Origin of the sequence: Pseudomonas faucium, from assembly GCF_021602585.1 — a bacterium.
GTDB classification, from domain to species: domain Bacteria; phylum Pseudomonadota; class Gammaproteobacteria; order Pseudomonadales; family Pseudomonadaceae; genus Aquipseudomonas; species Aquipseudomonas faucium.
In genome coordinates, this window is the sequence record NZ_BQIP01000012.1 from 92598 (window position 1) to 116688 (window position 24091).

A 24091-nucleotide genomic window follows, 5' to 3' on the forward strand; every position below is an offset into this window, starting at 1 on the left:
CAAAGACAACCCAAAACCAGGATCAGCCCCATGCCCTCCAACCCCGCCCTGCTGGCCTTCGCCCTCTGCCTGATTACCCTGGCAGTGAACCTGCAGGCCCCGCTCTACATCACCTACGCCGACTTGTCTGGCCAAGGCGCCGGCGCCACCGCCGTGGCCTTTTCTGGCTATGTGCTGGGCGTGCTGCCCGTGCTGCTGGCCCTGGGTGGCCTGGCCGACCGGGTCGGGCGCCGGCCACTGGTGCTGGCGGCCCTGCTGCTGTCGATGCTCGCCACCCTGCTCATGCTGCTCGCCCCCAGCCTGCAGACCCTGGGCCTGGCGCGCCTGTGCCTGGGGCTCGGTACTGGCCTGGCCTCGGCCACCGCCACCGCCTACATGGGCGAGCTGATGGGTGCCGATAGCAGCGCCCGCGCTTCCAACTGGGTCACCGCCAGCACCTCGCTGGGCTTTGGCCTTGGCGCGGCGCTGACCAGCCTGTTTCTGCTGCGCGGCCCGAGCCTCACGCCCGGCAGCTTCCATCTGCAAATCATGCTCGCGGCCATTGCCCTGGTGCTGGTCTGGCGCCTGCCCGATCCCAGCCCCAAGCAACGCAGCGCCATGCTGCGCCTGCCCCTCTACCCGGCCGGCAGCCTGGTGTATGGCCTGGCCATCCTGCTGGCCTGGGCGTGCGTGGGCCTGGTCATCGCCCTGCTTCCAGGCATCCTGCGCCAGCACGGCCTGAGTCACTGGTCGGGCTTTTCGACCTTCTGCGTGATCAGCTGCGGCCTGCTGTTCCAGCCGCTGGCGCGGCGCCTGGCCAATGCCAAGGCCACCCTGCTGGGCCTGGCCATCCTGCCGTGCAGCTACGCGCTGCTGGCCTGGGGCGCAGACCGCGGGCAACTGAGCGCCGTGCTGTTGGGCGCGGTGGCAGCGAGCAGCGCGTGCTACGGGTTCATCTACCTGGGCGGGCTGGCAGCGGTGAACCAGCTGGCCGGCCGCGAGAAGACCCGGGCCAGTGCCGGGTTCTTCCTGCTGGCCTACCTGGGGTTCAGTTTGCCGGTGATCTTCACCGGAGTGCTGAGTGACCGGCTGGGGTCGCGGGTGGCCCTGCTGGTGTTTGGCGCGGTGCTGGTGCTGGGGTGCGCCGCCGTTGCTGTCGCCTTTCTGTGGACTGCCCGCGACAGCGCCCGCGCCGAGCCACTCAGATTGCAGTAGCGCCGCCGTCCACGGTCAGGCTATGGCCAGTGGTGAACGCCGCCCCATCGCTGCACAGGTACAGCACCGCGCTGGCAATTTCCTCGACCTTGCCGATGCGCCCGACCGGATGCATGGCGGCGGCGAACTCGGCCTTGCGCGGGTCGGCCTCGTAGGCGCGGCGGAACATGTCGGTATCGATCACCGCCGGGCACACGGCATTCACCCGGATGCCCTTCTTGGCATACTCGATGGCCGCCGACTTGGTCAGGCCGATCACGGCATGCTTGGAGGCGCTGTAGATGCTCATCTTCGGCGCCGCACCCAGCCCGGCCACCGAGGCGGTATTGACGATCGCGCCACCGCCTTGGGCCAGCAGCAGCGGCAGCTGGTACTTCATGCACAGCCACACGCCCTTGACGTTGACCCCCATGATGGCGTCGAACTCGGCTTCGCTGCCCTCGGCCAGGCGGCTCTGCTCGATCTCGATGCCGGCGTTGTTGTAGGCGTAGTCCAGGCGGCCGTAGGCCTGAATGGCCTGCTCATGCAAGTGGCGCACTTCGGCGTCCTTGGTCACATCACAGGCCACGAACAACGCCTGGCCGCCGGCCTCGCGAATCTGCGCCACCGTGGCCTCACCGCCCACCGGGTCCAGGTCGGCCACCACCACCTTCAGCCCCTCGCGGGCAAAGGCCAGTGCCGTGGCGCGGCCGATACCTGCCGCGCCGCCGGTGACCAGGGCTACCTGGCCGGAAAAGGTCATGCTCATGGGTTGCTCCTGATCGTGAAATATCGGCCATGAGTCTAGTCAGCCCACCGCCTGGCTGGGCAGCATCATCAGGGCAACAGTTGGGCTACCATGCTTACCAGTGATTTTGCAGACCAACGAGCATCACCCGGTTAAATTGCCTTCTTCTACCCCTGCCCACAAGGACCCCGCCATGAGCCAGAGCAACCGCCGCTTCCTGCTAGCCAAACGCCCGGTCGGCGCCGTGCGTCGCGACGACTTCACCTTCGAGACGGTGCCCGCCCAGGCGCCGGGCGCGGGGCAGATCCAGGTGCGCAACCTGTACCTGTCGCTGGACCCGGCCATGCGCGGCTGGATGAACGAAGGCAAGTCGTACATCCCACCCGTGGCCCTCGGCGAGGTGATGCGCGCCCTCGGCGTGGGAGAAGTGGTGGCCTCCAACCACCCCGACTACAAACCCGGTGACCACGTCAGCGGCGCCCTCGGCGTGCAGGACTACTTCACCGGCCAACCCCAGGGCCTGTACAAGATCGACCCCCGGCTTGCCCCGCTGCCGCGCTACCTCTCGGCCCTGGGCATGACCGGCATGACCGCCTACTTCGCCCTGCTCGAAGTTGGCCAGCCCAAGGCCGGCGATACCGTGGTCATCTCCGGTGCAGCCGGCGCGGTGGGCAGCATCGTCGGCCAGATCGCCAAGCTCAAGGGCTGCCACGTGGTCGGCATCGCCGGTGGCGCGCAGAAGTGCCAGTACCTCAAGGATGAGCTGGGCTTCGACGGCGTCATCGACTACAAGGCCGAGGACGTGCTCGCCGGCCTCAAGCGCGAATGCCCCAAGGGCGTGGACGTGTATTTCGACAACGTCGGTGGCGAAATCCTCGATGCAGTGCTCACCCGCATCAACTTCAAGGCCCGCATCGTCATCTGCGGGGCGATCAGCCAGTACAACAACAAGCAAGCGGTCAAAGGCCCGGCCAACTACCTGGCGCTGCTGGTGAACCGCGCGCGCATGGAAGGCTTTGTGGTCACGGACCATGCCAAGGAGTACGGCAAGGCGGCGCAGGAGATGGCCGGGTGGCTGGCCGCGGGCAAGGTCAAGAGCAAGGAGGATGTGGTCGAGGGGCTGGAGACGTTCCCCGAGACGCTGCTCAAGCTGTTCAGCGGGGAGAATTTTGGCAAGCTGGTTCTTAAAGTTTGAATCTGCCCAGGCCAAGGCAAATAGGGTGACGCTGGGATTATGCTTAGGTATAAAGTGGCAAAACCGAAGCACCCTGACCCTGAGCACTCATGACAGCGCAACATAGCAGCCCCAAAAACCTCGATATAGAGGTGCTCCGAGCCTATGCAATATCGATCACGCTTGTCGCTCACTTGGGTGTCTTGCATCCAGACTGGTACAGCTGGACCAGTTATTTCTGGCTGGGTGGTGGAGTAGATCTGTTCTTTGCAATCTCCGGTTTTCTCATAACAGCAACATTGCTGAAGGCATTTTCCACCGGCCAATCCTTCAGGATCATCGCGGGGACTTTTTGGGTACGCCGGCTGTTCAGGTTATGGCCAGCCGCGCTGACCTGGTCAACGTTGACACTGCTTTTGACGCTAGGCTTCGATGTCTCCAGAACCTTCGGCCCTGAACAGGCGATGTTCGAGTCCTGGCTCTATGGAGCACTCAACCTGCAAAACCTCCATATCTGGTCAGTCGGCAACTCCGGGGGAGTTGCTACGCCACTGTGGCACTATTGGAGCCTGTCATTGGAGGAGCAATTCTATTTATTGCTGCCCATGGTGCTCGCACTGGTTACCAATAGAAAAACCCTGATTATTCCAGTGATCATGATTGCCCTGTATCAGTCGATACAGATTCGGCCCTGGGGGACACTTCTGTGGTTTATTCGCAGCGATGCCCTGCTGCTAGGTGTAGCCAGCGCCCTGGCCTGGCACTATTACGCTGACCGCCTCTCGTCCTGGTTCACGGCCTTGGGGAAAAAGACCGTGACGGTCATTTTCGTCCTGAGCCTACCCCTGCCCGTTGTCCTTGCCAACGCGAGCTGGTCCTCGTTCTACATGGGCTTGGTCGCTATCAGCGCCGGTGCAGTCGTGTTCATTGCATCAGCCAATTCGAACCTCAGCGAGCCTGCAGGAAGGGTGCAGGAACTGATGATTTACCTCGGTTCACGCTCCTACTCCATCTATCTCATCCACAACCCCATGTTTGCATTGACCAGAGAGCTGTGCCTGCATTCGGGGCTCACCGACCTGACATCGACGGCAGCCAGGCTGGGCGCTTTGGCATTAGCACTTGCGATGACACTGCTGCTTGCCGAATGCTCATTGCGCATCATCGAGAACCCACTCAGGCAATTCGGGGCAACGCTTTCAAAGCGACTCACTGATAAAGCGGGCGTAGCAGTCACCAGTTGATATCAAGCCCTGAGGGGTTGACCATGCTCTGGCTTATTTGCCGAGCAGAAGTGGTGAAACTGTCTCAGTGGCTCGTGCATCGCGATGGTGCGATGGAAAACACCGTCGCATCGGGGGATTCGCCTTGCGGCGCATGCGGGTTGCCCCTGTGCTGCCTGGATCTTGTAAGATTGGCCATCGCCACTGAACCCAGTGACTGGATTTACAGAGATGACCATGATCAAGATCACCCCCACCATCGAGTGCTCCAACACCGCCCCGTTCGTCCTCTTCGGCGGCATCAACGTGCTGGAATCCGAGGACTTGGCCCTGACCGCCTGCGCCGAATACGTTCGGGTTACCGAGAAACTGGGCATCCCTTACGTGTTCAAGGCCAGCTTCGACAAGGCCAACCGGTCCTCGATCCACTCTTTCCGTGGCCCGGGCCTGGAAGAAGGCCTGCGCATCTTTGAGAAGGTCAAAGCTGAGTTCGGCGTCCCGATCATTACTGACGTGCACGAGATCTATCAGTGCGCGCCAGTAGCCGAAGTGGTCGATGTGCTGCAGCTGCCTGCGTTCCTCGCTCGCCAGACTGACCTGGTGGTGGCGCTGGCCAAGACCGGCAAACCGGTCAACATCAAGAAGCCGCAGTTCCTCAGCCCGTCGCAGATGCAAAACATCGTGCACAAGTTCAAGGAAGCCGGTAACGACCAGCTGATCCTGTGCGACCGTGGCACCTGCATGGGCTACGACAACCTGGTTGTCGACATGCTGGGTTTTGGCGTGATGAAGCGCACCTGTGACGACTTGCCGATCATCTTCGACGTAACCCACGCCCTGCAGAACCGCGACCCGTCCGGTGCGGCCTCCGGTGGCCGCCGCGAACAGGTCGTCGACCTGGCCCGCGCCGGCATGGCGGTTGGCCTGGCTGGGCTGTTCCTGGAGGCTCATCCGAACCCGGACCAGGCCAAGTGCGACGGCCCGAGCGCCCTGCCACTGGACAAGCTGGAGCCGTTCCTGGCGCAGATCAAGGCGCTGGACGACCTAATCAAAGGCTTCCAGCCGCTGGTTATTGCTTGATTCGAGGGCAATGAAAAGGGCCGACATGCGCACTGCATGTCGGCCCTTTTTTTCAGCCTTGGGCTAAGCCCGTTAGATCAGCTGCGGATCTCAGCGACAACGGCTGCCAGCGCTTGGGCCGGGTCTGCCGCCTGGCTGATCGGGCGGCCGATCACCAGGTAGTCGGAGCCTGCATCCAGCGCCTGGCGCGGGGTGAGGATACGGCGTTGGTCATCCTGGGCGCTGCCCGCAGGGCGAATGCCAGGCGTGACCAGCTGCAGCGCCGGGTGCGCGGCCTTCAGCGCTGGCGCTTCCAGCGCCGAGCACACCAGGCCGTCCATGCCGGCCTTTTCGGCCAGCGCGGCCAGGCGCAGCACTTGTTCCTGCGGGTCCACATCCAGGCCGATACCGGCCAAGTCCTCACGCTCCATGCTGGTCAGAACCGTCACGCCGATCAGCAGCGGCTGCGGGCCGCTGCGCTTGGCCAGCACTTCGCGGCAGGCGGCCATCATGCGCAGGCCACCAGAGCTATGCACGTTGACCATCCACACGCCCATTTCGGCAGCGGCCTTGACCGCCATGGCCGTGGTGTTGGGGATGTCGTGGAACTTGAGGTCGAGGAACACCTCGAAGCCCTTCGCGCACAGGGTTTCGACAATGCCCGAAGCGCTGCTGGTGAACAGCTCCTTGCCAACCTTAACCCGGCACAGGGCGGGGTCGAGCTGGTCAGCCAGCTTCAGGGCGGCGTCACGGGTGGGGAAATCCAGGGCGACGATCAGGGGCGTCTGGCAGGCGGACATGGTCGGGTTCTCTTGGCAAGTCGTAAACGGCGCGCATTGTAAACGAAGTGGCACAGGCTTTGGGGGCCGCGGGTCAACGGAATTGGCCCGCCAGTGCACGATGCCTATAATTGAACCAACAGCACCGGCAATTGTTCAATATTTGTACAAGAACTGCCCAATGACGCTGAAGGAGAACACACAATGCCTTGGTATGCCTGGCTGATACTCATCATAGCCCTCGGCTCGATCGTGGGCGGGTTGATGATGTTACGCGATACCGCGAAGAAACTGCCGCTCACTGATGAACAGCTACGCAAGGTGCATGAACGCAATGCAGAGGCGGATGCCAAGGATGCGCAGGATCGATAGTTCGCAGGCGATGACGCCGGGGCAGACAGTCGCCAGCCCCGGCCGGTTACCCTACTCCACTACCAGTTTGCCCCGATTGCGCTCCAGCAACGCGTTGCCTATTCCTTTGATCTCCAGCAGCTCGTCAACCGAAGCGAACGGCCCATTGGCGTCCCGATAAGCCACGATGGCTTCGGCCTTCGCCTTGCCAATGCCATTGAGCTCCTTTTGCAAGGTCGGCGCATCTGTAGTGTTCAGGTTCAACATGTCAGATGGTGCTTGCACCTGACTTACCATAGGCACCGGCTCCTTCGGCGCGACGGCGGTTTCTGGAGCAGCGCTCAGTGAGAAGGACAAGCCGGCGAACAGCGGCAACAGCAGGTATTTGAGGAAGGTACTACGCATGAAGGTCACTCCTGTGAGTTGAGTTTTGAGGCAGCAAGATCCTAAGCTGCCCCCACCCACGCTAGCGGCTCACAGGCCATTCTCCCAGCATTTGGCGCTAGGGAATGGTTACCAGATTAGACGTCACAGCATGTTGCACGCCCACCTGGCGAAACATCCCATGGCAGGCGAGCTCAGTTCCTACATGTTCAGAAGATCGTATCGCGCAGCACCCGTTGCAGATACTGCCCATAGCCGTTCTTCATCAGCGGCGCGGCCAGCTTTTCCAACTGCTCCGCACCGATCCAGCCCTGGCGGTACGCAACCTCTTCCGGACAGGCAACTTTCAAGCCCTGCCGGCGCTCGATGGTGGCGATATAGCCACTGGCTTCGAGCAGCGAATCATGGGTACCGGTATCCAGCCACGCATAGCCGCGTCCCATCACCTCGACAGACAGTTGTTCACGCTCGAGGTAAAGGCGGTTGAGGTCGGTGATTTCCAGCTCGCCGCGAGGTGAAGGCTTGAGGCTCTTGGCCATCTCGATCACGTCTTGATCGTAGAAGTACAGGCCTGTGACCGCGTAGTTGGACTTGGGTTTTGCGGGTTTCTCTTCCAGGCTGATGGCCTTGCCACGGCTGTCAAACTCGACCACGCCATAACGCTCCGGGTCGGTAACATGGTAGGCGAACACACTCGCTCCCTGGTCACGGCCCATCGCATCGAGCAGCAATGACTGGAAGTCATGGCCGTAGTAGATATTGTCACCCAGCACCAGTGCAGACAGGTCGTTGCCAATGAAGTCCTCACCAATGATGAAAGCCTGCGCGAGGCCATCCGGCGAAGGTTGCACGGCATAGCTGATATAGATGCCCCACTTGTCGCCATTGCCGAGCAGTTGCTCGAACCGGGGCGTGTCCTGCGGCGTGGAGATGATCAGGATGTCACGAATGCCCGCCAGCATGAGCGTGGTCAGCGGATAGTAGATCATCGGTTTGTCGTAGACCGGCAAAAGCTGTTTTGAAATCGCCAGCGTGGCCGGATGCAAGCGGGTACCAGAGCCGCCCGCCAGAATGATGCCTTTACGGTTACTTGTGCTCATATCATGTAATCTCTGTCAGGCGTGCGGTCAGTCAGCTGCATTGTTTTGCCGCTATCGGATAGGCATACGGATGGGCACTGTCATACGGAGCGTCCCGCGTAGTTTTTCTCAACCCACTCGCGATAACTACCCGACAGCACACCCTGGACCCATTGCTGGTTGTCCAGATACCACTGGACGGTTTTACGGATACCGGTTTCAAAAGTTTCCGCAGGCTTCCAGCCCAATTCACGCTCTAGCTTGCGCGCGTCGATGGCGTAGCGGCGATCATGGCCAGGACGATCGGTAACGAAGCTGAGCTGACTGGAATAAGGCTCCCCATCTGAACGAGGGCGAAGCTCGTCGAGCAACGTGCAAACGTGATGGACTATTTGCAGGTTGGGCATCTCGTTCCAGCCTCCGACGTTGTACACCTCGCCTACCCGACCCGCTTCGAGCACGCGGCGGATGGCACTGCAATGATCCTTGACGTAGAGCCAGTCACGGATTTGCTGGCCGTCGCCATAGACTGGCAGCGCCTTGCCGGCAAGCGCATTCACTATCATCAATGGGATCAGCTTCTCGGGAAAATGATAGGGGCCGTAATTGTTCGAGCAGTTGGTGGTCAGCACCGGCAGGCCGTAGGTGTGGTGGTAGGAGCGAACCAGGTGATCGCTGGCCGCCTTACTTGCCGAGTAAGGGCTGTTGGGCTGGTACTGATGTGTTTCGGTGAACGCCGGCTCGCAAGCCTTGAGCGAACCGTAGACCTCGTCTGTGGAGACATGCAGGAAGCGGAAACCCGCATACCTCTCGGCATCTAGCTCTTGCCAATACGCGCGTACCGCTTCGAGCAACTGGAACGTTCCGACCACGTTTGTCTCGACGAATGCTCGCGGGCCATGAATGGAGCGGTCGACGTGAGATTCGGCAGCGAAGTTGAGCACGGCGCGCGGCTGGTGTTCCGCTAGAAGGCGCTGCAGCAACGGCCCATCGCCGATGTCACCCTGCACGAACACGTGTTGCGGGTTGCCCTCGAGGCTCGCAAGACTTTGCAGGTTGCCGGCGTAGGTCAGCTTGTCGAGGTTGATGATCGTCTCGTCTGATTGGTTTGCCCAATCGAGGACGAAATTCGCTCCGATGAAGCCGGCACCGCCGGTAACCAGGATAGTCATAGGCTCAGATCATTCTCGCTTGTGTTCAATGATGGCACGCCTGCATGCGTGGTCGCTCCAGACGCTATCGGCAAACAATCCTGTAGGAGCATAGCTGGGCATGCAAGATTTGAGAAAGAGCATGCAAATGCCCACAGGGGGCCGCCTGAAGGCTAACGTGGTAAACGGGGGGGAGGTAAAGCCGTGGGACTCGGGAAGCAATGCGGCGCCAGAGAAACGCCGCACTGGCGGAACCGATCAGTTGATTTCTTGCAGTTTCTTTTGGGCAGCTTCGACACCCGCATTTGCAGACTCGACCAGCAGTGCCTTACCCGTAGCAGGGTCACGCTTGGGATTGTCTTCTGCCAGCAGAACTTCTGCCAGGTAGAACTTGGCCACCGACGCCTTCTTCAGTGCAGGGCTGCCGAGAATGCTTGCAGCCTTGTCATAATCCTTGGTCACAAAACGCCCAGTCTTGTATTCAAGACCGGCACGGTTTGCCAAAATCGGATCATTTTTTACAAGATAACCTTGCTCGGCAATAAACACAGCCAGCTTGTTATCCTGCTTGTCGCGGGTTTTGTAAATGAGCTCATCGGTCAGTTGCTTAATGAACGGAAGGTCCCGCGTATTCACCAAGGCACTGGCCAGCTTGTTCAGTTCGTCTTCGTTGAACGTTTTGGCTTCTTGGTGAAGATAGAGCGCAGCCTCAGTTGCGGTGGACGGTGCCGACTCGGACACCTTGTCCCAGGCGCTTTTGTTATCACACGCAGTCAACAAGGCTGTCGCCCCCACTACCGCACTCATTACCAAAGCGTTGAGGTAGTTACTCTTTTTCACAATCAATTTCCTTATGGGGACGCTGTTGAACCTCTGGACCCTGCCCAGATTCAAGGGACCGCAATATTACCACTGTGCCATCGCCGATGGAGAAAAAAATGCTCTGCTCAGCTAACGATTGGTTGACCAGATGTAAACAAACTGTCACGCACAGTCGTACAACGGCACTAACGAAAAACAACAAAAGGCACACATCGAAGCAGTGCCCGCTTTCGCAATGTTAAGAAGGACACGATTTAAAAAGGGGCAGTGCTTAGTTCACAGCCCCTGATCATTGAATCGCCAGATCACAACCGACTCTGAACAAACGGTATGTTCGGTTCTTCAACGCCCGCCCACTGTCACTCCGCCTGCTCCAACCGTTGCCGATAGGCCCAGTCCACGATCCCCCCTTCAGGGCGATAACCGCTGACCACTTCACGCAGAATCTGGCGCAGCGCTTTGTGGTCTTTTTCCTCCACTGCCCGGGCAATTTCTGCCAGGCGACCCTTAAGTTCGCTCCAGTTCAGGCAGTCTTCATTAGCCCTCATGATCATTGGGTGCTGGGTAGAAGACACATTGTCACCAATCAGCAGTTCCTCATAAAGCTTTTCACCTGGGCGCAACCCGCTGAACTCGACTGCGATATCACCATGAGGGTTGGTGTCGGAGCGCACACTTAGGCCTGACAGATGAATCATCTTTTCAGCCAGCGCCACGATTTTCACAGGTTCGCCCATATCGAGCACGAATACATCACCGCCTTGCCCCATGGAGCCGGCCTGGATCACCAATTGTGCGGCTTCGGGAATCGTCATGAAATAGCGGGTGATGCTTGGATGGGTAACCGTCAGCGGCCCCCCCGCTTTTATCTGCTTGTGGAACAGGGGAATGACGGAGCCCGATGAACCCAGCACATTGCCGAATCGCACCATGGTGAAGCGCGTTTTGCGCACGTGCGCGATGTTGGCCCGCTCGCCATAAAGTACCGGGGCCTGCTCGCCACTCAGGGCCTGAAGCAGCATCTCTGCCAGGCGCTTGGTGCTACCCATGACGTTGGTCGGACGCACAGCCTTGTCAGTCGAGATCAAGACGAAGTTGGGTACATTGGCTTCCAATGCCGCCTGAGCAGTATTCAATGTGCCGAATACATTGTTGAGTACGCCTTCTGCCATGTTGTGCTCGACCATTGGCACATGCTTGTAAGCTGCCGCATGGTAGACCGTGTCCACCCGCCACTGAATGAGCGTATCAACCAGTAACTGGGGGTTGCGGATCGACCCCAGCAGAGGCACCAGCCGAACAGGCAGCGACTCCACTTGGATGCGATGCTCCAGTTCGGCGTGAATACTGTAAAGGTTGAATTCACTGTGTTCGAACAACAATAGCGCCCTGGGCTTGAGCATCAGGATCTGCCGGCAAAGTTCCGAGCCGATGGACCCCCCGGCGCCGGTAACCATCACCACCTTGCCCTCGATGCAGTGCGCCAGCAGGTCTGCCTGGGCGGGCACGGCGTCTCGCCCCAGCAGGTCAGCAATATCGACCTCCTGGATATCTTCGACCTTCACCCGACCGCTCGCCAGATCAAGGAAGCTGGGCACACTGCGAACATGCAGCGGGAACTGTTCGAGCGCACTTAGCACTTCCCGGCGACGAGCCCTGCTGGCAGACGGTATGGCCAACAGCACCTGCTCAGCACCCGTAACATTTATCATGCGCTGGATATCGCTGCCACTGAACACTTGCAAGCCGGAAATCGCCCGGTCGGTGATTGATTCTTCATCATCGATGAATGCCACCGGGTGCATGGTGCGGCTCATGCGCAACCCCGCCAGCAACTGATTGCCTGCTGCGCCGGCGCCATAGATGGCTACCTTCGGCAAACCGTTGTCACGGCTGGCGAACGGCACATGCTGCCGGGCAGCATACCAGTCCCCCAAAAAGTATTGCCGCATGATCAGGCGCATGCCGCCGACCATCAGAAGGCTCAGCCACCAGTAATTGAAAATGATCGACCTCGGCACCACAGCACCGTGGCCACTGCTCCAATATACGACCACCGACAGGATCAGCGCCGACAGGCTGACTGCCTTGAAGATGGTGATCAGCGCATCATTGCCAAAATAACGCATCACCGCCCGATAAAGGCCGAAACGAATGAAAATCGGAATCGCAAGTAGCGGCGCGGTCAAGAACAACCACAGATGCCCCTGCAGCGGATTGTTCAACTCATCCAGGCCCAAGCGGACGACAAACGCCATCCATAATGCCAGCCAGACTAGCCCAATGTCGGTGACCACCTGCAACGCACGCTTGTAGTGACGTGGCAGCGCAAGCATGCGCTTTCTCAATCTGTCCATTTTTCCTCTACGAATTCCATGGTTTCACCCCACTGCCCCGCTACTCAGCAACATTCGGGTAGCAGCCTCGCTGGCCCGGCGCTCAGCGTACTTCGGCCTGACCTGCCTTGAACTTGACCGCCAGCAGGATAAGCGGGGCATAGGCCAGCAACAGGCCCACCCAACCGTCCAGCACATCCAAGGCAACGGCACAGGCCAAGGGCAGAAGCCACACCAGGTTGATCAAGAGTACAGCCAGCGTCACCGGCAAATGCCGGCCGTAGTGGCGCGTGGCAAATTGATAAGCGTGACTGCGGTGCGCTTCGTACACTTTCTCACCCCGCAACAGCCTATGGATAAGTGTCACGGTCGCATCGACGATGAATACTCCCAGCAGGATCAACCACCCCGGCAGCAATTTCGGCTCGACCCAAGCGGCTTGAAGGGAAAGAACCCCCAGCGCGATACCGAGGAAACCACTGCCTGCATCGCCCATGAAAATCCGTGCTGGCGGAAAGTTCCAGATCAGGAACCCCAACACCGCACAAGCCAGCATCAAGGGGCCCCACACTGCCCCATACGCGCCCACCAGCCAATAGAGCACGGCCCCACCCACACAGGCGCAAATCGCTTCGACACTGGCCAGCCCGTCGATACCATCCATGAAGTTGTAGAGGTTGAGCAGCCAGACCAGATAGAACAGCGCCAGCACGTTGCCGACCAGCCCCATGTCGAAGGTGTAACCGAACACACTCAATGCCGGCAGGCCGCCTAGCCAGAACAACACCCAAGCAGCGCCGGCGAAGTGGCCCAGCAGACGCCATCGCGCTGCGATATGGCCATGATCGTCGAGGAATCCAAGCACGGCGATACCGGCCCCGGCGCCTACCAACGCGCAAGCAGGGCCGCTATCGAGCACGCCACTCCAAGCCATCACCGGAACGGCCAGCAGAAAACCGATGACGATGGCTACCCCACCGCCACGCGGAGTCGGCACGGTATGGGAGCTTCTGGCATTGGGCACATCGATGATGCTGCGCGCCAGTGCGTAGCGCCGCAGTACGCCGGTCATGCACCAGGTCAGCAGCACCAGCACAGGTAGAATGGACCAGTAGATCATGCGCTCAAACTCTTCAGATATTCATGGGCGGTGAGTTGCAAGGCCTGATCGACACTGAGCGGAGGATTCCAGTCGAGCAGGTTGCGGGTCTTGGTAATGTCGACCTGCAACGAACCACACAGCCTCGCTGCCACGCCTGGCCGCCCCAACGCTGCGGCGGCAGCCTTGAGCATGAAGGCCGGGACGGGTAGCAGGAAGGCTTTGGTACCTAGCGCCTTGGCGGTGCGTTTCAACAGATCGGGCGTTGCCAGGTCTTCACCATCACTGACCAGGAACACCTGGTTGGCCGCGCGTGCATGGTGCAGGCACACCACGATGAGGCTGACCAGATTGTCCAGGGCAACCATGCTCCGCCGGTTGCGGATAGCCCCCAGCGGCAGTGGCAGCTTTTTGTGCAGGCATTTCATCATTGACTGGAAATTGGCTTTGACCCCTGGCCCATAGACCAGCACCGGTCGGATGATCACGACCTGCATGCCGGTTTCGGCTGCCAGCGCGAGCAGTGCTTGTTCCGCCTCGAGCTTGGATATGCCGTATGGGTCCGCAGGTGACGGCTGCTCATCAGCCGAATAAGGTTGGCGATCGTCAGTACCTTCTCCGTTCACCTTGATCGAACTGATGAACACGAAGCGCTGCACACCTGCTTCGACGGCGCGCCTTGCAAGGTCCAGCGTCCCTTTGACGTTGGTTTGCCGAAATTCGGCAAGGGGGTCCTGCGCATCATCATTCATGATGTGGACACGCGCCGCGCAGTGAATAACGGCATGGATGCCATCAAGAGACGGCAACTCACGGCGGCCGTCCAGTTCACCGGTCAAGAAGGCCTGAGCTCCTGCTGGAAGTGCCTTGCCGACTACTCGCAAGCCACCGAGCACTTCGATCTCGGGGTTGCGCAGCAGATGCTCGATTACCCGCGAGCCGACGAAGCCTGTTGCACCTGTAACCAGTACTCGCTGTCTCACACGTTGCTCTCCAGTGTCCGGTAAACCGCCATATGCTGGGCGACAATACTTTCGATGGCAAAGGCACGCTCGGCCAATGCCCGGCCAGCATTACCCATGTGCCGGCGCAGCCCTTCATCCTCAAGCAGACGCTGAATCGCGTCCGCCAATGCGTGTGCATCGCGTACCGGAACCAGCAACCCGGTTACATCAGCCTCGATCGCGTCGCGGCAACCCGGCACATCAGTGGTGACCACCGCTCGCCCGCAGGCAGCCGCCTCAACCAGCACCTTGGGCAACCCCTCCCGGTACGACGGCAATGTCACGATATGCGATTGCCTGAGCACCTCTGCGACATCGGCCCGGTACCCCACACAGTTGACAATACCCTCTGCCGCCCACCGCTCCAGGTCATCGGCGTCGATGCTGCTGGGGTTACCCGGGTCTGGGTCGCCAACCAATTGGAATGATGCCCGAACACCACGCCCGTCGAGAATGCGCGCGGCCTCGACAAACTCGCGAACGCCCTTGTCGCGTAATAGGCGGGCGACCAGGCTGACCACGGGGGTACCGGGTGCTTCAGGGCATGGCTGATACTGCTGCAAGTCCACACCAGAACCGCGGATCAGTACGCTCTTGTCATCCGTAATGGCCCCAATGGCAGCCAAGGCTTGTTGATCATCCGGGTTCTGAAACACCGCGCGCAGGTTACGCTTACCCAGCGCAACTCGATAGAGTAGCGTGATGATGCGACGCAGGATTGCCGCCCTCCGACCTCGGGCCATGAACACGAAACCCAGGCCGGAAATTGCCGCTAGTACACCTTTGACCGGTGAAAGACGCGCAACGATGCCACCGTACAGAACCGGCTTGATGGTGACGATGTGGAGCACGTCAGGCCGCAACCGCCAGCACAGCAGCCACAGTGAAAACAGCGCCTTCAATTCGCTGAACGGGTTTTTGCCACTGCGTGTCAGCGAAAGTTCATGGTGCTTGAAACCGCGACGAATGATTTGCTCAACTGCCGCGCCATTTCGAGTGGCGACATGAACCTGATACCCCTGCTCCCTTGCCGACTCTGCGACAGGCAGCCGGTGAGAAAGAAAGAATGCCGGATCATTGATCACCATCAGTAAAACCGCTTTCATGCCACCCCTAATGCCCTTGAATGATTGTCCCGGATCATTCTTGCATCGCACGGATGCCTTGAATGACCCTGACGTATGTGGGCCGTGTGGTAACGCTGGCCCTTTGTTCTCATGCACGCTTGTGCACAGGTCTATTCCTTCCGTCAGGCCGGCCTGCGGAACAGCAAACTAAGGGCGGAACGACATGTCATTAAGGCGCCCATGTTGAGCAGGGCGCCCGGCGTTGACCTGTAGTGCACCGTCCATGGCCGCAATTGTCGTGCGTCACCTGCAAGTGTTGAAACAGCGAAGCGCTCCACGACCCGGTCCTTTGCCAGCGCGAGCATATTACCACCAAGTCTGGGGGCGCCTTGTGCAAACTGCTGCGTCAACCCACTGGGCGCCCGCGCCGACAACCCAGTTCCACAGGCTCAGGTGTCGAGCGCCGACCTGACAAATTCGAGTTTCAACAGCAAGGCCTTGATCCCTTCGACATCGAGACGTTCGGTATTGTGAGACGTGTAATCATCACCGCTCGAAATATCCGGCTCGCCTTCGACAAAGTATTTTTTGTAGTTAAGGTCACGGTTGTCTGCAGGAACCCGATAGTAACGCCCCATGTCTTCGGACTTGGCCATTTCTTCGCGGGACAACAGCGATTCGTACAGTTTTTCACCGTGTCGCGTGCCGATCACCTTGACCTCGGTCCGCCGCTTGAACAACTGCTGCAGCGCTTCTGCCAGTTCGCCCACGGTCGAAGCTGGGGCCTTCTGGATGAAGATATCACCCTGCTCGGCATGCTCGAAGGCGTGCAGCACCAAGTCTACAGAGTCTTCAAGCGACATCAGGAAGCGTGTCATTGACGGGTCGGTCACCGTGAGGTGCTCGCCCCGCTTAAGTTGTTCGATGAACAAAGGGATCACCGAACCTCGAGACGCCATAACATTGCCATAGCGGGTCGCGCATACTACCGGCCCACCGACCGGGATTGCCCGGGACTTGGCGACCATTATTTTTTCCGCCATAGCCTTGGAAATGCCCATGGCATTGATGGGATAAACGGCTTTATCGGTGCTGAGCACCACCACGCGTTTCACACCGTTCGCCACCGCCGCGCTCAAAACATTTTCGGTGCCGATGACGTTGGTCTTGACCGACTCCATCGGATAGAACTCGCATGAAGGCACCTGCTTCAACGCCGCCGCATGGAAGACGAAATCGACGCCGACCATTGCCTGCGCCAGGCTTTGGTAATCGCGTACGTCACCGATGTGGAACTTGACCTTGTCATTGCCCAAGGCAATGCGCATGTCTTCCTGTTTCTTCTCATCGCGGCTGAAGATGCGAATTTCGCGAACACCTGTGTTCAGAAAACGCTTCAGCACGGTATTACCAAAAGAACCGGTACCGCCGGTGATCATCAAAACCTTGTTATCAAACATGTGCTTCCCATCATGAATAAAGAAAGGAGCCTCGCCACCAAACAGCTCGAGACTCTCTGTCCACCGGTATATCCAACAGCCCTCACTGCGTGCATGCGAGGGCCCCGCAACAGCAACTTCTACCGCCCGAGCTTACGCCGCGCCCAGCCGATCAACAGTTTGGTTTCACGTACTCTGCACGCGTACAACGCTGCGAAGTAACACCCCGCGAACGGTATGCACAGCACCAGCCACAGGCTCGACAGGTAGGCATCCATCACGCGCAACAGGGCAAACGCGAACGCCAGGCATGCGAGGGCGATGCACAAACTTCGGAGGTTCGGGCGCAACAACGCAATGCCTGCCTCGCGCTTTACGAAATAAGCGCCCAACATGAAGCTTAGGACAGTTGCAAACACCACCGCCCATGCCAGCCCCTGCAAACCGAACGTTCGGTAGGCGAGCAGGCTGATCGCCAAGTTCAGGAGCAGCGACGCAAGCGAGATGATGAACGGCCTCGAGGTATTGCCACAGGAAAAGAAGACGCGATTGAGCAGATCCCGGACTAAGGCGAAAGGAACGGCCAACAGGATCACCGACAAAACGCCTGCGACACGGGCAACGTCCGCCTCGGAAAACTTGCCTCGCATGAACAGGAGTTCGACGATCGGGTGGGCATAGAAGATCATGAACAGCACGACGGGCAGCGCACAGAGGAAGATGATGCGCAGGCAGAGATTCAAGTAGTCGTCCAGGCCATCACCGTCATCCCTGGCGACCAGCGCGGCGATTTTTGGAAACAACGTGGCCGTGAGAAACACCAGAAAAATAGACAGGAAGATCAGGTTCAGCTTGCCTGCATACCCCAACACCGAGATGGCCCCGGCCCCGAGTTGAGAGGCGAAATACACGCCCACGTAACTGTTGACTTGCTCGACATAGAAGGACAAGGCTGCCGGCACAAACAGCATCAGCAGGCCTGGCCCCTTCAACGGCTCAGCGAAGGCGGCAAAGTTGAGGGTAAAGTAGCGACGGCTAGTCCAGGCATTTGCCACCATCAGCAGCAACCAAGCCGCCACGCCCAGGTACAGTATGTGCGTCAACCCGGACGACGCACTAAACAGTACCAGCCCCAGGCAGAACATCATATTGTTGACCAGCGGCACAATATAACTGGGTAACGGCCGCTTGTGTACGGTCTGCAGTGCATTGAGAAAAGCCACCACGGTAGACAAGGCAAAGGTCAACGCCACAATTCCCAGATAGTCGCCCGCCAGCGCCTTCACTTCGCGGCTCGCCGCGCCTGCAAATAATTCCACAAGTGGCTGCGCACCCACCGTCACGCCGGCGCCCAACACCACAGAGATGGCCAGGAAAAATGCCAGGACACGCGTCAGGTTGGCATCTGTCTGGGCACGATCATTAGCCGACAGCAAGCGGGAGTACAGCGGCACGACCAAGACTGGAATGGATGAGTACACAGCAATGTACAACAGGGACGCAATTGAGTTAGCCAGGAAATAACCGTCAGTGACAGCCGATACACCGTAGTAATAGGTGAAAAGAATGTCCTTGAAGAACCCGCTCAGTTTACCGAGCAGGATCAGCAGAAAAGCCAACAACGCATAACTGAAGAGCCGCACTTTCATTGCCCTGTCGCCTCACCCTGGCGCAACGGGGTGCGCAAGGCAACTGCCCGATTGCGCGAGAGCAGCCAGCCCAGCAGCAGCACCACCAACACCATCACGCCTGACAGGCTGTGCATGAGCTGATTGTTGGAGTAACTGAAAACCAGCCCCATCGAAAGGTAGATGAACAGTGGCCCGGAAAAAGGATTGGAGGCGGCCACAGCCTGCAGCCATACGCGCGCATAGACATAGGCGAAAACCGGCGTGAGCAACACGACGCCTGGGAATGTAAAGTCCGAGGCCATCCAGGCAAACAACGAGTGCCACTTGTCGAATTCCCAACCATAGACTTCGCCGACACGATAGGGGTAGGTGTGTTCCAGTACCGCACCGCTGGCCCCCGTGAAAATTTCGACGATACGCCCGAGCGAATAGGAGTTACCGACCAGATAAGACCATTCGAAGGGAAGTGTCAGACTCAGGTAGAGCCCATTGAGGCCGTTGGTGAAGTAACCAAGAAAAATACCCAGGGCCAGCGCATAATCTTCGCCGACCACACCAATCACCCAGGACTCGTAGTTCCAATAAACCAGGGGGTGAACCTTTTCGTAGATGTTGTCGATGCTGATGCCAGCCGCCTGATAGCGCTGCCGGAGAATTTCAACGAACAGGAAGAACACCACACAACCAAACACCCCACCCACCACCGCAGACCACAGTTTTACCCGCAGGCGGCGCGCGGCAGCGTTGATGGCAAACAGGAAGAAGCTGAAGATCACCAGATCGCCGAGATACTTTTGTTTGCCTACGCCCAGCACGTTTACCAGCAAATAGGTCATCACGATGAATAAGAAGGTGGTTTTGCCAAGCCGTCCCATCACCGAGTAGTAGTAGAAGCCGAATAGCAACGCCAGGGTAATGAATACCTGGAGGAAGATATTGAGAATATAGGCGGCGTCGACGGTCGCCTGGCCGCGCTCATAACCTTCATAGCCCGCCACATAGCTTTCACCAATGCCATCCAGGGACAAACCACCGCCGGATGAAATGAACCCGTACCACTGCACCACCGAGGCGACTGCGGCAAACAGCAACAACAGCTTGACGAGGCGGTTGACCCGGAACAGCGCGTTGAGCCGCCCGGCCTGGGTATCCACCAGTAGATTGTAATCACCGCGGGCGCCCATCAAGAAACCGACAGCGAATAGCACCAACATGGGCAACAGGAAAGTCATCAACAGCACGCTATCCATACCTTTGTATTCGATCGGCCCCAGGAAGAAACTGGCGAGGACGAAGACCGAATAGCCGATATATATATTGACGGGCAGATAACGGTAACTGAACCATTTCATGGCTTGTTGAAGATCCTTTTATAGGCGTCTACTTTCGCCTGGCCATGCAAATGACCGATCTTCAGAGACTTGGCTTGCGCGCGCTGCAAGAAATCGTCTGTTTGCCCTACGACCCTCGCCGGGTTGCCCGCAACAATGGTGCCGTCCGCGACTGAGCGGGTAACCACTGCATTGGCGCCGACAATGCAATTATTACCGATGTTGACGCTGGGCAGAATCAGTGCCCCCATGCCGATGAAGACGTTATTACCCACAGTAATTTCACCGGCCAACTCCAGGTCTGGTATTTCAGCCCTGAACGGCAAGGTGGACCCATCATGGCAGACGAAATGCGCGTTGATACTGATGAAGACATTGTCGCCCAAGGTCACCAGATAAGGCTCGGAGCTAAACATGGCGTAGCTCGAACCATAGATGGTGACGCGCCCTTTCATGTTCACCCCTATGCGTCGGGCATAGGCACTAGGATCGTAGGCTGCATAGAACCTCCGAAACGGTACGGTGAATACCTTGGAAAGTCTGCCAAGCCCCATCTCAAGCTCCTACTTCTTGCATAAATTCAGCCACGTGCGGCCGATAGTTGTCATAGTGGAACGTCTTCGATTCAAACGCCTGCTGCTTCATGGTGTCGATCTCGGCGCGCGTCATCGCTAGCAGTGCCTCCACCACCCTGAGCTCGTCACCAGGCTTGGCGAGCACCACGCCGGCGCTGGCGGCAAAAGACTCCAGGCTGGGCATCTGGTTGGAAACGACCGGCGTCCCGGCACTGATCGACTCGGCCAGCTTGGACGGGAACCCGGCAAGCGTGACGCGGGTACGGTCACGGAAAAAGATGCTGAAATCACTGCTGGCTATGCAGTTCAACACCTGCTGGTTGGGTTTTCGCCCGTGAAACTCCACGCACGCCAGCATGTCACTCAACATCTGTTCGTGTTCCGGGAACACCCTTAGGTAGTCGGCTTGGGTAATACCGTACACATCGAACCTGAACGCGCTGCCTTTACGGAACAAGGCATGGAACAGTTGGATGCAGGTATCCAGCCGCTCTTTCAGGTTCGTACGGGAGCGGTTGACCTTGCCTGCATCAAATGGCGAACCCACGTAGATGAAATGCACAGCACGCTCGTCAACCACCAATGGCGGCGCCTTGAAGCGGTCGCCATCGAACAGCGTGGGTAATTCGACCGTCGCCTTGCCCCGACGCTGGTAAAAATCCGTCAGGTAACGACTGGTGGTAATGACCCCTTGGGTACGCGGGTGCACGACATGCATACGCAAGGTGGTGTCGACATACTTGATCAGCCGATAGGAAAGGCTGCCACCCGTCGCGTCATACCATTCTGTCGCATCAGCCAAGGCTTTGATATCCAGGCGGCGGCACGCCTGCTGGATTCGCAGACTGGCCACTGCCGGATAGTTGTAGCAAATCGCTGCCACCGGTTTTACATCGCGCTCTGCGTTGAGCACATCCAGCACTGCGGGCAAGCCGACTAGATATTTCAACCATGCCAGGGTCCCGCGCGGGTAAGGTACTGCCCAGCATTCGAACCCGGAATGATCGGAGCGCATAGCGGCGGAGCCGACCGGCAATGCGGTGTCGATGCCAATGAAGACCACCTCGTAGCCAAGGTTGCGCAGGATCTTGCCATTGGCCAGTACCCTCAGCGCCGCAGCATTCTTGTCTGGCAGTTCAAACCCGCCGATGTAGAAAACGGTACCCTTGCTCATATCTTCCCAAGCTTCCAATCAGTCCGGCAGTGCCGTTACCCGCACGCCTGCAGCGCTATGCCCTGCAGGCGGCGACTTCACATCAACAAGTTGATGTACCAAGGCATCGCCTTCTGAATCCCTTCCTTGATAGTGAACTCAGGCCGATAGCCCAGGAGGGTGCTGGCCTTGCTGATATCAGCCTGGGAATGGCGCACATCCCCCTCGCGGAACGCTCGGTACAGGGGCGCCTTGGTATAAGGAGCACCATTCTCGCCCAGTGCCTGCGCCAAATAGGCGAACAGATCGTTGAGCGTCGTCCGGTCTCCCACGGCGACGTTGAACACCTGATTCTGCGCAGCCTGCTGGCTGGTGGCGGCCAGCAGGTTCATCTGCACAACGTTTTCGATGAAACAGAAGTCACGACTGGTTTCACCATCACCATTGATGTGCACATCGGCCTGCTCCAACATTGCGGACGTCCACTTGGGAATTACCGCTGCGTAGGCGCCGTTTGGATCCTGCCGCTTGCCGAAAACGTTGAAGTAGCGCAAGCCAATGGTCTGGAAACCATAGGTACGGGCAAACACTTCAGCGTATAGCTCGTTCACGTATTTGGTCACCGCATAGGGTGACAATGGCTTGCCAATACGGTCTTCGACCTTCGGCAACCCTGGATGGTCACCGTAGGTAGAACTGCTCGCGGCGTAGGTGAAGCTTTTAACCTGCGCATCCCGAGCAGCGACGAGCATGTTCAGAAAGCCGTCGATGTTGGTGGCATTGGTGGTGATAGGGTCATTGATCGATCGCGGCACCGAACCCAGCGCGGCTTGGTGCAATACATAATCGACACCTTCGCAAGCCGCCTGGCAGTCCTGCAAGTTGCGGATATCACCTTCGATGAACTCGAAGGCTGCCCACTGTTCGGCGCTGACGTGCTGCTTCACTTCATCCAGGTTGTGCTGATGACCGGTGGCAAAGTTGTCCAACCCTCGTACCCGCTGCCCCAGAAGGAGCAAGGTTTCCAGCAGATTGGAACCGATGAAGCCGGCGACGCCAGTGATCAGCCAGGTCCGTGGCGACAATGGCAATTCAGAGACGAGCGTCTGGTAAGCACTCATGTAGGCACCTTTAATTGATATCAATCGAGCAACTGGAAACGACGAGCGCGCGCCAACTCACAGACGCAGGTCACTGGCGGCTGCTGGCAGCAGGTATTTGAGGTCGTACAGCACATGCTCTGGTTTGCCCAGGACGCGAATGGCATGCTCGCCCATTTCACTGAACTGCTCATGTGCGACCGCCAGGATCACGGCATCGTAAGTGGAATGGTCTGGCATCTGTACCGGCGTGATGCCGTACTCCTGCTCAGCCTCTTGGGCGCTGACCCATGGATCGAAGACATCCACCTGGACGTTGTACTCCTGCAACTCCCGATAGATGTCGACCACCTTGGTGTTACGCAAGTCGGGGCAGTTTTCCTTGAACGTCAAGCCCATGATGAGCACGCGAGCGCCATCGACGTGAATCTTGCGTTTGAGCATTGCCTTCACCAACTGCGAAACCACATAGGCGCCCATGTTGTCATTCAGCCGACGCCCGGCCAGAATAATTTCTGGGTGATAGCCGAGGCTTTGAGCCTTGTGGGTCAGGTAGTATGGGTCGACACCAATGCAATGCCCGCCCACCAGGCCCGGACGGAAAGGCAGGAAGTTCCACTTTGTACCTGCCGCCTGCAAAACGGCCTCGGTATCGATCCCCATCTTGTTGAAAATCACCGCAAGCTCATTGATCAGTGCGATGTTCAGGTCGCGCTGGGTGTTCTCGATGACCTTGGCGGCCTCGGCCACTTTGATGCTGCTGGCCTTGTGCGTACCGGCAACGATGATTTCCCGATACAGCTTATCTACCGCTTCAGCAACTTTGGGGGTTGAACCGGAAGTTACCTTCTTGATGTTGACCAGACGGTGCTGCTTGTCACCCGGGTTGATGCGCTCTGGGCTGTAACCCGCATAGAAGTCCCGATTGAACACCAGGCCCGATACCCGCTCGAGCACCGGCACGCAATCTTCCTCGGTGGCGCCGGGGTAGACGGTGGATTCGTAAATGACGATATCGCCCGCCTTCAGAACTTTGCCGATGGTTTCGGACGCCTTGATCAGTGGCGTCAAGTCGGGCTGGTTAAATTCGTCGATGGGTGTCGGCACGGTGACAATGAATACATTGCAATCACGCAGCTCATTGATGTCAGCGCTGAAGCTCAGCTTCGTGGCCTCTGCCAGTTCGCGATCGCTGACTTCCAGCGTCGAATCGTGACCTTTGCGCAAGGCGTCGATCCGCGCTTGATTGATATCGAAACCCACTACCTCGCGTGTTTTTCCAAATTCCACGGCCAGGGGCAGGCCAACATAACCAAGGCCAAGAACCGCGAGCCGTACGCTATCCATTGAGTGCATGTTCATTCCAAGATGTTTTACGAATCCAAGCAGGACGGTAGCCAGGCAAGCCAGGTC

General features: G+C 58.6%; 22 protein-coding genes. 5 read left to right on the forward strand and 17 right to left on the reverse strand.

Annotation, left to right across the window (positions count from 1 at the left end):
- Positions 1 to 30: 30 nt before the first annotated feature.
- On the forward strand, positions 31 to 1194 hold the full coding sequence (locus tag L6D75_RS15835; RefSeq protein ID WP_176514145.1) for an MFS transporter: 1164 nt from the start codon (positions 31 to 33) through the stop codon (positions 1192 to 1194).
- On the opposite strand, the gene L6D75_RS15840 is transcribed toward L6D75_RS15835, so the two are convergent.
- Positions 1181 to 1942, reverse strand: coding sequence for an SDR family oxidoreductase (locus tag L6D75_RS15840; protein ID WP_176514147.1), 762 nt, complete (start codon positions 1940 to 1942; stop codon positions 1181 to 1183). The two genes, L6D75_RS15835 and L6D75_RS15840, sit on opposite strands and share 14 nt — an antisense overlap.
- Positions 1943 to 2114: 172 nt before the next feature.
- On the opposite strand from L6D75_RS15840, the gene L6D75_RS15845 reads away from it, so the two are divergent.
- From L6D75_RS15845 to kdsA, 3 genes are all read left to right on the forward strand, one after another.
- Complete coding sequence (locus tag L6D75_RS15845) at positions 2115 to 3116, forward strand: NADP-dependent oxidoreductase (protein ID WP_176514149.1); 1002 nt, start codon at positions 2115 to 2117, stop codon at positions 3114 to 3116.
- A gap of 89 nt (positions 3117 to 3205) precedes the next feature.
- Complete coding sequence (locus L6D75_RS15850) at positions 3206 to 4339, forward strand: acyltransferase family protein (RefSeq protein WP_176514151.1); 1134 nt, start codon at positions 3206 to 3208, stop codon at positions 4337 to 4339.
- A gap of 216 nt (positions 4340 to 4555) precedes the next feature.
- Positions 4556 to 5398, forward strand: coding sequence for a 3-deoxy-8-phosphooctulonate synthase (kdsA, locus tag L6D75_RS15855; protein WP_176514234.1), 843 nt, complete (start codon positions 4556 to 4558; stop codon positions 5396 to 5398).
- A 77-nt stretch (positions 5399 to 5475) separates the two neighbouring features.
- On the opposite strand, the gene pyrF is transcribed toward kdsA, so the two are convergent.
- Positions 5476 to 6177, reverse strand: a complete 702-nt coding sequence (gene pyrF / locus L6D75_RS15860) for an orotidine-5'-phosphate decarboxylase (protein WP_176514154.1) — start codon at positions 6175 to 6177, stop codon at positions 5476 to 5478.
- Between the two features lie 183 nt (positions 6178 to 6360).
- Here pyrF and L6D75_RS15865 point away from each other — a divergent pair, with 183 nt between their 5' ends.
- Positions 6361 to 6528 (forward strand): DUF2897 family protein, encoded by a 168-nt coding sequence (locus L6D75_RS15865; RefSeq protein WP_016500979.1) that lies wholly within the window; start codon positions 6361 to 6363, stop codon positions 6526 to 6528.
- 51 nt (positions 6529 to 6579) lie between these two features.
- Here L6D75_RS15865 and L6D75_RS15870 read toward each other — a convergent pair whose 3' ends face one another.
- The 15 genes from L6D75_RS15870 to tviB all read right to left on the reverse strand — a co-directional run bounded on the left by L6D75_RS15870 (position 6580) and on the right by tviB (position 24034).
- Positions 6580 to 6912, reverse strand: a complete 333-nt coding sequence (locus L6D75_RS15870; RefSeq protein ID WP_176514156.1) for a ComEA family DNA-binding protein — start codon at positions 6910 to 6912, stop codon at positions 6580 to 6582.
- A gap of 188 nt (positions 6913 to 7100) precedes the next feature.
- Complete coding sequence (gene rfbA, locus L6D75_RS15875; protein ID WP_176514158.1) at positions 7101 to 7991, reverse strand: glucose-1-phosphate thymidylyltransferase RfbA; 891 nt, start codon at positions 7989 to 7991, stop codon at positions 7101 to 7103.
- Between the two features lie 80 nt (positions 7992 to 8071).
- Positions 8072 to 9142 carry a dTDP-glucose 4,6-dehydratase gene (gene rfbB, locus L6D75_RS15880; RefSeq protein WP_176514160.1) on the reverse strand — a complete coding sequence of 357 codons (1071 nt, stop codon included), beginning with the start codon at positions 9140 to 9142 and terminating at the stop codon, positions 8072 to 8074.
- A 237-nt stretch (positions 9143 to 9379) separates the two neighbouring features.
- Entirely contained in the window at positions 9380 to 9961 is a 582-nt protein-coding gene (locus tag L6D75_RS15885; RefSeq protein ID WP_176514162.1) for a hypothetical protein, read from the reverse strand.
- Positions 9962 to 10302: 341 nt separating this feature from the next.
- Positions 10303 to 12300 carry a polysaccharide biosynthesis protein gene (locus L6D75_RS15890; protein ID WP_176514164.1) on the reverse strand — a complete coding sequence of 666 codons (1998 nt, stop codon included), beginning with the start codon at positions 12298 to 12300 and terminating at the stop codon, positions 10303 to 10305.
- An 82-nt stretch (positions 12301 to 12382) separates the two neighbouring features.
- Positions 12383 to 13399, reverse strand: coding sequence for an MraY family glycosyltransferase (locus L6D75_RS15895; RefSeq protein ID WP_176514166.1), 1017 nt, complete (start codon positions 13397 to 13399; stop codon positions 12383 to 12385).
- The gene (locus L6D75_RS15900) at positions 13396 to 14361 is read right to left on the reverse strand and encodes an NAD-dependent epimerase/dehydratase family protein (protein ID WP_176514169.1); all 966 of its coding nucleotides are present in this window, start codon (positions 14359 to 14361) and stop codon (positions 13396 to 13398) included. Before L6D75_RS15900 ends, L6D75_RS15895 begins: the two co-directional genes overlap by 4 nt.
- Positions 14358 to 15488: a glycosyltransferase family 4 protein gene (locus L6D75_RS15905; RefSeq protein ID WP_176514171.1), complete on the reverse strand. Its 1131-nt coding sequence runs from the start codon at positions 15486 to 15488 to the stop codon at positions 14358 to 14360. The genes L6D75_RS15900 and L6D75_RS15905 overlap by 4 nt, the downstream gene beginning before the upstream one ends.
- Positions 15489 to 15898: 410 nt before the next feature.
- The gene (locus L6D75_RS15910) at positions 15899 to 16909 is read right to left on the reverse strand and encodes a polysaccharide biosynthesis protein (RefSeq protein ID WP_176514173.1); all 1011 of its coding nucleotides are present in this window, start codon (positions 16907 to 16909) and stop codon (positions 15899 to 15901) included.
- A 119-nt stretch (positions 16910 to 17028) separates the two neighbouring features.
- A complete protein-coding gene (gene murJ, locus L6D75_RS15915) occupies positions 17029 to 18537 on the reverse strand; it encodes a murein biosynthesis integral membrane protein MurJ (protein WP_176514175.1) in 1509 nt (502 codons plus the stop codon).
- Positions 18534 to 19871: a hypothetical protein gene (locus tag L6D75_RS15920; protein ID WP_176514177.1), complete on the reverse strand. Its 1338-nt coding sequence runs from the start codon at positions 19869 to 19871 to the stop codon at positions 18534 to 18536. The genes murJ and L6D75_RS15920 overlap by 4 nt, the downstream gene beginning before the upstream one ends.
- Positions 19868 to 20305, reverse strand: a complete 438-nt coding sequence (locus tag L6D75_RS15925) for an acyltransferase (protein WP_236193679.1) — start codon at positions 20303 to 20305, stop codon at positions 19868 to 19870. Before L6D75_RS15925 ends, L6D75_RS15920 begins: the two co-directional genes overlap by 4 nt.
- A 100-nt stretch (positions 20306 to 20405) precedes the next feature.
- Positions 20406 to 21599 (reverse strand): glycosyltransferase, encoded by a 1194-nt coding sequence (locus tag L6D75_RS15930; protein ID WP_176514181.1) that lies wholly within the window; start codon positions 21597 to 21599, stop codon positions 20406 to 20408.
- Positions 21600 to 21676: 77 nt separating this feature from the next.
- On the reverse strand, positions 21677 to 22699 hold the full coding sequence (locus L6D75_RS15935) for an NAD-dependent epimerase/dehydratase family protein (protein ID WP_176514183.1): 1023 nt from the start codon (positions 22697 to 22699) through the stop codon (positions 21677 to 21679).
- 57 nt (positions 22700 to 22756) lie between these two features.
- On the reverse strand, positions 22757 to 24034 hold the full coding sequence (gene tviB / locus L6D75_RS15940) for a Vi polysaccharide biosynthesis UDP-N-acetylglucosamine C-6 dehydrogenase TviB (RefSeq protein ID WP_176514184.1): 1278 nt from the start codon (positions 24032 to 24034) through the stop codon (positions 22757 to 22759).
- Positions 24035 to 24091: the final 57 nt, after the last annotated feature.